This window comes from Nostoc sp. CALU 1950 (assembly GCF_051172895.1).
Taxonomy (GTDB): Bacteria; Cyanobacteriota; Cyanobacteriia; order Cyanobacteriales; family Nostocaceae; genus Nostoc; species Nostoc edaphicum_A.
Map to the genome: position 1 here is coordinate 1 of NZ_JBDNJQ010000064.1, position 14,360 is coordinate 14,360.

The 14,360-nt window shown below is 44.4% G+C and carries 7 protein-coding genes; 3 read left to right on the plus strand and 4 right to left on the minus strand.

Annotated elements, in window-relative coordinates:
• Nucleotides 1-171 precede the first annotated feature (171 nt).
• Nucleotides 172-1,920 (minus strand): DNA repair protein RecN, encoded by a 1,749-nt coding sequence (gene recN / locus ABF638_RS18255; RefSeq protein WP_435024404.1) that lies wholly within the window; start codon nt 1,918-1,920, stop codon nt 172-174.
• Between the two features lie 263 nt (nt 1,921-2,183).
• Between recN and ABF638_RS18260 the strand changes: the two genes are divergently transcribed.
• Nucleotides 2,184-4,196 (plus strand): ABC1 kinase family protein, encoded by a 2,013-nt coding sequence (locus ABF638_RS18260; protein ID WP_435024406.1) that lies wholly within the window; start codon nt 2,184-2,186, stop codon nt 4,194-4,196.
• A gap of 31 nt (nt 4,197-4,227) precedes the next feature.
• Here ABF638_RS18260 and cysC read toward each other — a convergent pair whose 3' ends face one another.
• Complete coding sequence (gene cysC / locus ABF638_RS18265; RefSeq protein ID WP_435024408.1) at nt 4,228-4,782, minus strand: adenylyl-sulfate kinase; 555 nt, start codon at nt 4,780-4,782, stop codon at nt 4,228-4,230.
• 591 nt (nt 4,783-5,373) lie between these two features.
• Between cysC and ABF638_RS18270 the strand changes: the two genes are divergently transcribed.
• Nucleotides 5,374-5,571, plus strand: a complete 198-nt coding sequence (locus tag ABF638_RS18270; protein WP_435024410.1) for a DUF4915 domain-containing protein — start codon at nt 5,374-5,376, stop codon at nt 5,569-5,571.
• A gap of 145 nt (nt 5,572-5,716) precedes the next feature.
• Nucleotides 5,717-10,456 (plus strand): beta strand repeat-containing protein, encoded by a 4,740-nt coding sequence (locus ABF638_RS18275; RefSeq protein WP_435024412.1) that lies wholly within the window; start codon nt 5,717-5,719, stop codon nt 10,454-10,456.
• A 222-nt stretch (nt 10,457-10,678) separates the two neighbouring features.
• On the opposite strand, the gene ABF638_RS18280 is transcribed toward ABF638_RS18275, so the two are convergent.
• On the minus strand, nt 10,679-11,113 hold the full coding sequence (locus ABF638_RS18280; protein ID WP_435024414.1) for a hypothetical protein: 435 nt from the start codon (nt 11,111-11,113) through the stop codon (nt 10,679-10,681).
• 171 nt (nt 11,114-11,284) lie between these two features.
• A complete protein-coding gene (locus ABF638_RS18285) occupies nt 11,285-14,269 on the minus strand; it encodes a valine--tRNA ligase (protein ID WP_435024416.1) in 2,985 nt (994 codons plus the stop codon).
• Between the last annotated feature and the right edge of the window lie 91 nt (nt 14,270-14,360).

Consider the following 14,360-nt stretch of genomic DNA (forward strand, 5'->3'; position numbering starts at 1 on the left):
TTTTTCGGTAATTCCCAAAAAAATAGCCAAAATCAACAGCCTAGGCAGAGCCTCTTTTAAATACATTCCCAGCCTGGAAGCTGGGAACGAGACGACACAAGCTTTTGGGCTGATATTAGTGCCATTCTGCTCGTACCATTAATTACGAATTACGAATTACGAATTATTTGGTCAAGTATGCTCACCGCGACGGTGGTTCGCAGCTTGTAATAACAGAGATTCTGCAAAAGCGATCGCATCACTTGCAGATTTACCACCAGCTAACTGTGCTAATTCTTCCCGGCGAGTGGTTAAATTATCCAAAGTAGTAACTCTGACAACAGTACGCTGTTCAGCATTTACATTGTTGGCTTTTTTACCCTTACCTGAATTAATAGTTTGCTTATCTACGCGGAAATGCCGATCAGCCATTGCCGCAACTAAAGGCTGGTGGGTAACACATAATACTTGGTTGCGTTGACTTAGCTGGTGTAATTTTTCCGCGATCGCTTGGGCTACCCTTCCCGAAACCCCGACATCAATTTCATCAAAAACCATCGTTCCAGCCACGTCAACTTGAGAAAAACAAGCTTTTAGCGCCAGTAAAAAGCGGCTCATTTCCCCGCCAGAGGCAACTTCCGTTAAAGGTTGCAGTGGTTCTCCAGGGTTGGAACTAAATGTAAAAGTAATTTTATCTGCTCCCATCGCAGTTGGGAAAGCTGGTAATATTTCAACCAGAAACTTCACCTTTTCCATCGCTAGGGGCTTGAGTTCAGCTATCAAACGTGATTCTAAATTAGCAGCCGCCTTACTCCGCAGTTGAGTTAACTGATTACTTGCTTGGGTGAGTTTTTCAAAACACGCCTTTTCTTGCTGTTCTAAGTTTTCAATAGATTGTTCGCTGTCGTTAAGTTGGGCCAATTCCCCTTGGATACGTTGGTAATAAGCGATCGCTTCTGTAAGTGTCGGCCCATACTTGCGGCAAATTTGCTTTAATTCCTGAATCCGTTCTTCCACCTCTTCCAACCGCTGCGGATCGGCTTCCAAACCATCCCCATAAGCATTAATTTGCCTTCCCACTTCCATTACCGCAGCTTGCGCGTCCCGCACCAATTCCAACAGATGTTGTAGTTGGGTATCGTATTCCACCATGTCATTTAATATCGCCTCACTGTCTCCCAATAAATCACCTGCGGCGGGAGTTTCATGATCGTTTTGATACAAAGCCTGATAAACTTTGTAACTCATTTGTTGCAAATCAACGACATGATTTAGGCGTTCCCGTTCTTGTCCCAACTGTTCCAATTCATTAGGCTCACTGAGATTGGCTGCTCCCAATTCCTGCACTTGATAAGTCAGTAAGTCGAGTTGTTGCAACCTTTCCCGTTCTGATGTTCGGCGTTTTTCTAGTGCTAAATGCGCCTGTTGGTAAGTACTAAAGCTCGTGGCAACTTTATGACGTTGCTGCATTAGAGAGTCGCCGCCATATAAATCCAACCAGTCCCGGACTTGGGCAGATTGTCCTACTTGTACCGTTTGACCTTGGGCTGTAATTTCCACCAAGCGATCGCGCATTCCTCCCATAATCTGCCGATTTACCAACACACCATTCACCCGTGATCGACTGCGGATATTACTAGCAGTGGCTGTGATTTCTCGGCTAATGACTACGGAATTTTCATCAAGTAAATCTATTTCTTGTTCGGTCAACCAAGCCGCTAGAGGGGCGTTTGAGGTGAAAGTCGCTTCCACCATCGCCCGACTTGTTCCTGTACGAATGACTCGACTAGAAACTTTACCTCCTAAAGCGGCATCAATGGCATCCAAGATAATCGATTTTCCAGCGCCAGTTTCACCTGTCAACACATTTAGTCCCGCACCAAATTCCAATTCCAGTTGGTCTATTAAGGCAAAGTTTTCGATTCGCAGACAGAGCAACATCAAGCCAAATTCTCCGTGAGGGCAGATGCCGGATACTTCCAATTTACAGGACAATAAGCATGGTTTTTCAGCAACTAGCAATACCTACTACTATTGAACTAGTATGCCCATTTAAGTGTAGCAGACCTATTGTTACTGGCGAGTTGTTACTGGCGAGTCGGGGGAGCAGGACAGCAAGTGGGAAATAACCAATGCCCATGCCCAATCCCTCAACATATTGTTACAATACTTAATGTGATCGTTCTGAACTGGTAGCCTTCTTCATGATTGTTAAGACACTTCCCCCTAGTTCCCAACTGATTCAGGAGGACAGTCGCAACGGCACAAATCGCCGAGGCGAACTGGACGTTATCGATATAGTGCCAGAAGAAAATGGTACACAAGGCTTGGTAGTGCGTAGGCGTAGCCCATCGCAGACATCACCATCCCTCTTAGCTGCTCAAAAGCTCAGGACAACTGCTCAACCGGAGACGCTTTACGATCCCGTAGGCATAGCCGCGCATTACCAAAACAGACCCCTGCAAGTTGTACGGCGGATTTTCGCCGTGTTGGGGCCGACCCTATCTTTTGCTTTTGGGTTGTGGTCGGATAGTAAACGGGGAATTGTCGTCAAAAATGATCGCCGCCGAGCCACTCAGTTACGAGAATTACTGACGCAACTGGGGCCTGCTTACATCAAAATTGGACAAGCTTTGTCCACCAGACCGGATCTAGTTCCTCCTGTATACCTAGAAGAATTAACTAGGCTACAAGACCAATTACCGCCTTTTCCCAACGAAATTGCCTACCAGTTTATCACAGAAGAACTAGGTGCACCTCCAGAAGAGGTTTACGCCGAACTCTCAGCCCAACCAATTGCTGCGGCTTCGTTGGGGCAAGTCTATAAAGGTAAGCTAAAAACTGGTGAAGAAGTCGCTGTTAAAGTTCAACGCCCTGACTTAAGAGAGGGGATCACCATTGACTTGTATATCTTGCGTAATCTCGCTGCTTGGGTGCAGAAAAAGGTCAAACGGGTAAGAAGTGACTTAGTTGGGATTCTTGATGAATTAGGCGATCGCATCTTTGAAGAGATGGACTACATCCATGAGGGCGAAAATGCCGAACGATTTTTTGAGCTATATGGTCACATAAAAGACATATACGTACCGGAAATTTACTGGGAATACACCAACCGTCGCGTCTTGACGATGGAATGGATTAACGGCACTAAATTAACCCAGACAGAAGAAATTAGCGCCCAAGGTATAGATGCTCGTTATCTAATTGAAGTGGGTGTGCAGTGTTCCCTGCGCCAACTGCTAGAACATGGATTTTTCCATGCAGATCCCCACCCTGGTAATTTGTTAGCAACAACTGATGGCAAATTGGCTTATCTCGACTTTGGAATGATGAGCGAGATTAAGCCACCACAGCGTTATGGATTGATCGAAGCGATCGTCCACGTCGTCAACCGCGACTTTGAAGGATTAGCAAAAGACTACGTTAAGTTAGATTTCTTATCACCAGAAACCGATTTAACACCAATTATCCCAGCTTTTGCAAGAGTCTTTGCTGATGCCGAAGGAGCCAGTGTTGCCGATCTTAATATTAAAAGCATCACCGATGAACTATCTGCTTTGATGTACGAATATCCTTTCCGCGTACCGCCCTACTACGCTTTAATTATTCGCTCCCTCGTGACACTGGAAGGTATTGCAATATTTATAGATCCGAACTTTAAAGTCCTCAGCGAAGCTTATCCCTACGTTTCTAAACGCCTGTTAACCGACCCAGCACCGCAATTAAGAGCATCATTGCAAGATTTGCTATTTAAAGATGGCAGATTTCGCTGGAATCGCTTAGAAAACTTGTTAAAAAATGCGCGTAATAGTCAAGACTACGACTTTAATTTAGTGCTGAATCAGGGGATAGAATTTTTGTCATCTGAACGCGGTGCTTTTATTCGTGACAAACTAGTAGATGAATCTGTCAACGGACTCGATGCTTTAGGTAAAAATGTTTTGCATAACTTTACCTCCCTGTTGCGGGAACGGGTAGGATTGACAGCAGTTAATGAAACTCCAGCGGCCACAGTTGAGCAACAACAAACGTTGCAGTATATCAAACGTATATTGGGCATTCTTCAAGAAACAAGAGGCTTTGACCCAGTGCAACTAGCGTCCCAAATTGCCCAGTTATTGGTAAATTCAGATGTACAGCGTTTGGGTCAACAAATTGCTAGCCGCTTCACGCAAAAAGCAGTAGCCAGGTTAATTCGGCAATTATTGATAACGTAGTAAAAGTTATGAGTTAAAAACTTTTTTTAACTCATAAATTATTCACTTTAGCAGTTGTATAGCCCAACTCTTCCAGCTTTTCTAAAACCTTAGTTGCACTTTCAGCAATGCTTTCTTGGTTAGTTTTGCATTCGACTTCAGGACTGAATGGTATTTCATAAGGATCATCAATACCAGTGAAGTGCTTAATTTCCCCGGATCTAGCTTTTTTATATAATCCTTTCACATCTCGCTGTTCACAAACTTCTAATGATGCATTGACGTACACTTCAATGAAAGATGGAATACTTTGGCGCACTTCTTCTCGAATTTTGCGGTAGGGGGAAATGGCTGAAACCAATACAATTACATTATTTCTGGCCAGAAGGCTAGCTACAAAGCCAATGCGCCGAATATTCTCTTCTCGATCCTCTTTACTGAAACCCAACCCTTTGCATAAGTTTTGACGTACCGCATCGCCATCCAGAACTTCAACTCTATATCCCTGTATCCGCAGTTCCTTCTCCACAAATTGACAGATAGTAGTTTTACCTGCACCACTTAAACCAGTGAACCATATTGTCATACCATATTCTTTTTGTCTCATCCTACCTCCGCTGTAGACTTCAAATGGCACACCCAAAAAAGCTTTTTTGGATAATATCAGGTCAAATAATAATTTTATTTTTATAATCCTTTTTTAGCAGGAATTTTGGGCGTCGCTTGGCGACTGGTGTCAGTCTTGCTACTTTTACTCTACTAATTTTGAGCAAAGGAATCGCATTTACACGTATATTGCTTCAATATTTAATACAGCGATTGGCGATGTCTACGATGGGCTATGCCTACGCACTTGCTCAAGCCTAACAACGGGCTTTGTGGCTATAAAAAACAAAAATTGCTAACCTAGGCTTCAAATTCTTGAAGTTTTGACTAAGCTTTATGTTCAGTACATATACAGATTTATTTTAAAGAAATAGTCTTTATTATGACAGTAGTCTATTAAATAAGACTTAGCATTAGGACATTATAAAAAACTAAGTTCAAAATGTTTACAAAGTTAAATACAATGCAGCTTTATAGCTGTGCGAACTTTCATCAGGGGGCGATTCCTTTGGATTGCTTTCCTAGTAAAGGTTTGTTTTTTGACAATGATGGCGCACTTAGTGGTCTATCTCATTAATTTTACAGGGTTCGTTTGCCACGGATGGCATACTTCACAGGCGACCTCAACATTCACGACCTGGAATTTGGCAGATGTGGATTGTTAACACCCACTTTTTCTGCCTTAAGTCCAGACTTCAGCTTTGTACCACGCTGGCATCCCAAATTTATTTCCCAATTAGTATCAGAAGATTGGTGCCACCTGAATGGGTTAGCGATGGTTTTGAATTAGGAACGAAAAGAAATCCGCCAAGCATTTACTGCACCAGTGTTGAACTATTTGCGACCAAGTGCGGTGATTCCTAATGACTAAGAAATCTGTTTAATCAGACCGTAATTGTTGAAATCAAATTTTTAGTTTTTTTCAGAGGTTTTTCATGGCTGAATTCCAAGTCAATACTGAGAACGCTAGTAATCAAAATAACTCCACAGTGGCAATTGATGCAGATGGGGATTTTGTGATTTCCTGGGCTAGTGATGGTCAGGACGGTTCTGGAGATGGGATATATGCCCAACGCTACAACAGTGATGGGGTGGCTCAAGGTAGTGAATTTAGGGCCAATACCACCATCACCGGCAGTCAATCTAACCCCACAATAGCGATAGATGCAGATGGGGACTTTGTGATTTCCTGGGCTAGCAATGGTCAGGATGGGTCTGGCTTTGGAATATATGCCCAACGTTACAACAGTTCTGGGGTGGCTCAAGGGGGAGAATTCAAAGTCAATACCTACACCCTTGACAGTCAATCTAACCCCACAATAGCGATGGATGCAGATGGGGACTTTGTGATTTCCTGGCAAAGTTATGGTCAGGATGGGTCTGGCTTTGGAATATATGCCCAACGTTACAGTAGTGCCGGGGTGGCTCAAGGTAGTGAATTTAGGATCAATAGCACCATTGATGGCTTTCAAAATAACTCCACAATAGCGATGGATGCAGATGGGGACTTTGTTATTTCCTGGCAAAGTTATGGTCAGGATGGGTCTGGATATGGGATATACGCCCAACGCTACAACAGTTCTGGGGTAGCTCAAGGTAGTGAATTTAGGGTCAATGACACTACCGACAACCCTCAATATAACCCCACAATAGCGATGGATGCAGATGGGGACTTTATTATTTCCTGGCAAAGTTATGGTCAGGACGGGTCTGGAGATGGGATATATGCCCAACGTTACAGTAGTGCCGGGGTGGCTCAAAGTAGTGAATTTAGGGTCAATAGCACCATTGATGGCAATCAATCTAACCCCACAATAGCGATGGATGAAGTGGGGAACTTTGTGATTTCCTGGACTAGCAGTGGTCAAGACGGTTCTGGAGATGGGATATATGCCCAACGTTACAGTAGTGCCGGGGTAGCTATTGGGGGGGAATTTAAGGTCAATACTTACATCACTAACAATCAATCTAACTCTACAGTAGCGATGAATGCAGGAGGAGATTTTCTCATTTCCTGGACTAGCGATGGTCAAGACGAGTCTGTTAGTGGGATATATGCCCAACTAAACATTAACGCTGGGGTTCCCCCGACAATCACCTCTGCTTCTGGCTCTGCACTGGCATACACCGAGAACGCCACTACAGCAATCGACTCAGGTATCACCGTCAGCGATGTAGACTCAGACAACCTGGCTAGTGCCACCGTCAGCATTACCAGTGGCTTTATTTCTGTTCAAGACACTCTCGCCTTCACCAACCAAAATGGAATTACGGGCAATTACAACAGCAACACAGGCGTTTTAACCTTAACTGGCAGTTCCACTGTTGCTAATTATCAAACTGCACTGCGTTCCGTTACTTATAGTAACAGTAGCGACAACCCTAATACTACACCTCGTATCATCAGCTTTATAGTTAATGATGGGACTTCTAATAGCACCACCTTTACTCGTAATATTAATATTACGCCAGTAAATGATGTACCCATTGCTACTGCCACCAACTTGGCCCTGGCATACACCGAGAACGCCACTATAGCCATCGACTCAGACATCACCGTCAGTGATATAGACTCCGCTAACCTGTCCAGTGCTACCGTCAGTATTACGAGTGGCTTTATTTCTGCTCAAGACACCCTCGCCTTTACCAACCAAAATGGAATTACGGGCAGCTACAACAGCAGCACAGGTGTTTTAACTTTAACTGGCAGTTCCACTGTTGCTAATTATCAAACTGCACTGCGTTCCGTTACTTATACCAACACCAGTGACAACCCCAGTACTACACCTCGTACCGTCAGTTTTATAGTTAATGATGGGACTGCTAATAGCACCACTGTTACCCGCAATATTAATATTACGGCAGTGAATAGTACGCCCATTACTACTGCCACCAACTCTGCCCTGGCATACACCGAAAATGACACTACAGCCATCGACTCAGGCATAACTGTCAGCGATGCAGATTCACCCAACCTTTCCAGTGCCACTGTCAGTATTACCAGTGGTTTTGTCTCTACTCAAGACATCCTCGCCTTCAGCAACCAAAATGGAATTACGGGCAGCTACAACAGCAGCACAGGGGTTTTAACTTTAACTGGCAGTGCCACTGTTGCTAATTATCAAACTGCACTGCGTTCTATTACTTATATCAACAGCAGTGATAACCCCGCTACTACACCTCGTACCGTCAGCTTTCTAGTTAATGATGGGACTGCTAATAGCACCACCGTTACGCGCAATATTAATATTACGGCAGTTAATGATGCTCCCGTCGCTGTTAACGACAGCATCACCACAAATAAAAACACACCCATTATCATTAGTGGTACTACTCTGTTAGGCAATGATACAGATGTCGATGTTAGTGATGTATTGAATATCACTGACTTCACTCAACCTAGCCAAGGAAGCTTAGTTAACAACAACAACGGTACTTACACTTATACCCCCGTCGACAACTATTATGGCTCCGACAGCTTCACTTACACCATAAGTGATGGGCAAGGAGGCAGTAGCACTACTACCGTTAACTTGACGATTAATGAAATCACCCCTCCGATTAATGGCACTTTAGGTGCAGACAACCTGACTGGTACAGGGATCATGGATATCATCTCAGGGTTGCAGGGCAATGACACCCTCAACGGACTAGGTGATAACGACACCCTCGATGGCGGCGATGGAAATGATTTCTTAGATGGTGGTACAGGAGATGACAGTCTCATTGGTGGTAAAGGCAATGACACTTATATTGTGGACAGCATCGGTGATATTATTACTGAAGCCGCCAGTGCAGGCACAGATTTAGTTAAATCTTCAGTAAGTTGGGTATTGGGAAATAACCTGGAGAACTTGACCCTGACTGGAACCGAGGCAATCAATGGTACTGGTAACAGCCTTAAGAATATTTTGATTGGAAATAGTGCCGCTAACACCTTGAGCGGAGAAGGTGGCAATGATAGCCTCGTTGGTGGTGCAGGCAATGATAGTCTGATTGGCGGTGCAGGCAATGACACCTTGGATGGAGGTTTGGGATCTGACACTCTTGATGGTGGAGCAGGCAACGACATTTACACTGTAGATGATCCGAATGATGTTATTGTTGAAGGCTTAAATGCAGGCACAGATTTAGTCAATTCTTCAGTGAGTTGGGTGTTGGGAAATAACCTGGAAAAGTTGACCCTGACTGGAAGTTCGGCAATTAATGGTACTGGTAACAACCTTAATAACATCCTGATTGGAAATACTGGCGCTAACAACTTGAGCGGAGGAGATGGTAACGACAGCCTCTTCGGTAGCTCAGGTAATGACACTTTGTTGGGCGGTGCAGGTAATGACACCTTGGATGGAGGTGCAGGGATTGACAGTCTTGATGGTGGAGCAGGCAATGACATTTACACTGTAGACAACCTCAGCGATGTTATTGTTGAAGGCTTAAATGCAGGTATAGATTTAGTTAAGTCTTCGGTGAGTTGGGTGTTAGTAGATAACCTAGAGAACTTGACACTCACTGGAAGCTCGGCAATCAACGGTACTGGTAACAGTCTTAATAATATCCTCATAGGAAATACTGGCGCTAACAAATTGAGTGGAGGAGATGGTAACGACAGCCTGATTGGTGGTACAGGTAATGACACCTTGTTGGGTGGTTCCGGCAATGACACTTTGGATGGAGGTGTGGGAATTGACAGTCTTGATGGTGGAGGTGGTGACGACATTTACAGTGTAGACAGCCTCAGCGATGTTATTGTTGAAAGCTTAAATGCAGGTATAGATTTAGTCAAGTCTGCTGTGAGTTGGGTTTTGGGAGATCACCTGGAGCATTTAACGCTGACTGGTAGTAAGGTAATCAATGGTACTGGTAACAGCCTTGATAATATTCTTACGGGAAATGGTGGCGCTAACAACTTGAGCGGAGAAGGTGGCAATGATAGCCTCTTTGGTGGCTCAGGTAATGACACTTTGTTGGGTGGTGCAGATGATGATATCTTGGATGGGGGTGCAGGGATTGACAGTCTTGTTGGTGGAGCCGGCAATGACATTTACAGTGTAGACAGCCTCAGCGATATTATTGTCGAAGGCTTAAATGCAGGCACAGATTTAGTCAATTCTTCGGTAAGTTGGGTGTTGGGAGATAATTTGGAGAACTTGACCCTGACTGGAACCAAAGTCATCAATGCTACTGGTAATAGCCTTGATAATATCCTTACGGGAAATAGTGGCGCTAACATTTTGAGCGGAGGAGATGGTAAAGATCGCCTCTTTGGTGGCTCAGGCAATGATATCTTGGATGGAGGTGCAGGTGACGATGAACTCACCGGTGGAATTGGTCGAGATACGCTAACTGGTGGAACTGGGCGAGATAGCTTATATCTGACTGATACCCGCACTGGTGGCTATGATACTATTACTGATTTTACTGTTGGAGATGATACAATATTCATTTCCAAGGCAGAATTCGGACTGAGCCAATCTCAGGATACTGTACTTGATTCTGGCTTGTTCCTACTTGGTACTATTGCTACAACCGCAAGCGATCGCTTTATCTACAATCAAACTACGGGGAACCTATTCTTTGATAAAGATGGGGTTGGTGGTACAGCACAAGTTCAAATAGCTCAGTTCTCGAATCAGGCAATGCTTACTAATGCAAATATTACTGTGATTGCCTAACTTTGCTTAGACAATTAATCTAGAATCAACCTAATGTAGAGACGCAAAATTTCGCGTCTCTACACGCTTGTGGGTACTGTGGCTTTATAGGCTAATACGCTTGGGTTAAGGGCTACTGGCAACAATTTTGGGTTTTTGAGACGCGATAAATCGCCGTCTCTACAAGTGTTTTGTTGCTCATTCTGAACTGTATTGCTTTATAGGTAACACAACTGCAAACTTTTAACTTTCCTCTTGGGAATAACCATTTTTCTCGCGTTTGAGGCTTTCTTCTAAGGCTTGAATTTGTTCACGTCTGGCTTCCAATTCCAATGAACGCCTTGCTAAGTCTTGGTTTTGCAACGTCAGGGATTGTCGCCAATGTTCTGCTCGCTCGGCTTCGTGCTGCAAAAATTCTGGGGTAATGCCAATGGTGAGGTAGCTTTGTACCAGATGGAGTACCCAGTTGGTGGCGTCTTCTATTCTTTCAATATCGCCTGTAGAGGAAAGTTCCACTAAAACAAGCAAGTTCTCACTCATGATCTTTCCCTTTCCCAACAGAATGAAAGCCTCTTCGGGAATTATCGCCCACAAGTTATCAGCTTCTTGGCGCGCCAATAAGCGTAACTGGTGCTGGTCTAAAAAATCGTTTTTACGCACCTGGGCTAGATATAGCATGAGGGTCGCTTCGCTCCACAATTCAAAATTAAAAATTCAAAATTAAAAAAAATTAATAAAAAATTAAGTGCCAGAATTGATATTTGGATATTGTTAATTGGTAATGGGTAATTGGGAATTATTAACACTCTCATTACCCATTACAGTTATCCTAAGGCACGTAGCCCATGTCTAAGACAACCCTTTCAAACGATCGCGCAAAATTTCTGCTTGCTTCTGTGCTTCTGCTAAGGCGTCCCGCGCTCCCTGTACTACGTCGGCTCTAGCTCTATCTACAAAACTAGGATTGTTTAATCTGGTACTCAGGGATTGAACTTCCGCTTCGGCTTTACTCAAGCTTTTCTCTAGTTTGGCACGCACAGCTTCAATATCCACTACGCCGCTCAGAGGAATTAGCACTTGTATTGTACCAATTACACCTGCGATCGCATTTTCTGATTCTTGTGGTTGTTCTAATTCTCTCTGCGGGAAAAAGCGTCCCCATAACCTAAGTCTCGCTTGAGCAGTTAGTAAATTTTGGCTAATAAACCAAGCTGTGTAACCAAAACCAACTAGTTCAAAGAAAGTTCCGACAATGGGAATGTCATCAATGGCATACCCAACAGCTAAACCCAATCTACCAAAGATAATAGCCACAATAATTAAGCCAATTGTCTTCAAACCCCTTTGAGGTTTTTTGGGAGCAACAGTTTGGTTTTCTTGTTTGTCAGTAATGCTTAAAGTTTCAACCTTAGCCAAATCTTTAATATAAGACTGTCCCGCAGTGAGGATTTCCCGCTCTTTTTTGCTTTCAGTTTGCAAATTTGCTGTTACTTTGACTCCTGGTTTAATATCCGCTTCAGCACGCAAGTTCCGAATTGTACGGATAGTAGCAATCAGCAATTCAAATTGTTCTTCTAAAGCTGGATCAATCAAGTTTGCATCTATCTGGGGATAGATTTGTAATGGTAAAGTTAGCGGTGAATCTGCTGGTTGTTGGGTGAGAGTCTGCCAAATTTCTTCGGTAATATGAGGCATGAAGGGATGAAGCAGTTTCATAATCCCTTCTAGTATGTAGCCGAGGGTTTGCTGTGCTACCCGGCGCGATGCTGGGTCGGCATCTGCTTGCAATCTGGATTTCACCAGTTCAATATACTGATCGCAGAAATCACCCCAGATGAATTCGTAGAGTCCTTTTGCTGCTTCCCCTAAACCGTAATTATCAATGTAATTGGTGGTTTGTTTGATAACTTGATGATACCGCGAGATAATCCAGCGATCGCTCAATTCTGTAGCTACTGGGTTCCCTAATTGTTGCGGTGTCTGTCCATCCAAATTCATCATCACAAATCGGGCTGCATTCCACAACTTGTTTGCAAAGTTGCGGGACGCTTCCACCGATGCTGATTCATCCTTTTTGCGATCGTATTCCAGTCGGATATCTTGACCCGCACCAGCCACTTCTCTAATTAAGGTATACCGCAGGGCATCTGTGCCATATTTGTCAATTAATAACAATGGGTCAATACCATTACCTTTGGTCTTTGACATCTTCTGACCTTTCTCATCCAGCACCAAGCCGTGGATGTAAACGGTTTGGAAAGGCATTTGCTCAGTAAAATGCCCAGCCATCATTGTCATTCTAGCTACCCAGAAAAAGATGATGTCAAAGCCTGTTACCAAAGTTGTAGTCGGGTAGTAAGTTGCTAAATCCTGAGTTTGTTCCGGCCAGCCCAAAGTCGAAAACGGCCAAAGTCCAGAAGAAAACCAAGTATCTAGCACATCTGGGTCTTGTTCTAACTTGACATTTTCGCCAAATTGCGCCTTAGCTTTCTCCCAAGCTTCAGTTTCCGATTTCGCCACCACAAACGGCGTGTTATCGGTAATTTGCCCACCCGTTTCACTGATAGCGTACCAAGCCGGAATTTGGTGCCCCCACCATAATTGGCGAGAGATACACCAATCTTTGAGTTTTACTAGCCAATCACGATAGACCTTTGTCCAGCGTTGGGGGACAAACTCTGGAGAAGTTTGCTGGTCGAGAAATTCGAGAGTGTTGTCAGCTAGGGGGCGAATTTTGACGAACCATTGAGTTGAGAGGAGGGGTTCAATAGGTACTTTACCGCGATCGCTGTAGGGAACGGTATGCTTATAATCTTCTATCTTCACCAGAAAGCCATCTGCCTCTAGGCGAGAAACCACATTCTTTCTGGCAACAAAGCGGTCTTGTCCTTGAAACTCCCCGGCATTGGCGTTGAGAGTGCCGTCTTTATTCATAATGTTGATAAAGGGCAGATTGTGACGCTTACCCATATCAAAATCGTTCGGGTCATGGGCGGGAGTCACTTTCACGCAACCCGTGCCGAAAGTAGGGTCAACGAATTCATCGCCAATGATGGGAATTTCTCGTTGTAAAATGGGCAGAGTTACAGTTTTGCCGATGAGGTGTTTGTAGCGATCGTCATTGGGATTAACTGCTACTGCTGTATCGCCCAGCATCGTTTCTGGTCTAGTTGTCGCCACCTCGACAAAACCGGAACCATCGGTGAGAGGATAGCGGAAGTGCCAGAGATTGCCATTAACCTCTTGATTTTCTACTTCTACATCAGACACAGCCGACTGAGAAGCTGGACACCAGTTAACTAAATATTCACCACGATAAATTAAGCCTTCCTCGTAAAGACGAGTAAATGCCTCGACAACAGCTTTAGATAAACCCTCATCCAGGGTAAACCTTTCCCGTGACCAGTCCACCGAGACACCCAAGCGTCGTAGCTGATTCAGAATCGTTCCCTCAGACTCCGCTTTCCATTGCCAAGCGCGTTCTAGGAACTTCTCACGCCCCAATTCGTAGCGAGTTTTACCCTCTGTCTTGAGTTGCTTTTCCAGCATACTATGCACAGCAATGCTGGCGTGGTCAGTTCCGGGTAGCCACAGGGTATTGCGCCCCCGCATCCGGTGGTAGCGCACAAGAGTATCAATCAACGCACTTTCAAATGCGTGTCCCATGTGCAAACTGCCGGTGACATTCGGCGGTGGGATGACGATGCAGTAAGGTTCGCCGCCTTTGTTGGGGTCAGCTTTGTAAACTTGGTTGTCTTCCCAGAATTTTTGCCACTTGGCTTCAGTGGAAAAAGGGTCGTAGAGACTGGGAAGATTGGGAATGGTTGCGGTCATGCGGGGCAAACTAACTATGGAAGGACTCTAATAAATTTTGCCACAGGGTTGGAGAGGGTTTGATGGAAACGTAGATATCAAGGGTCTGTCT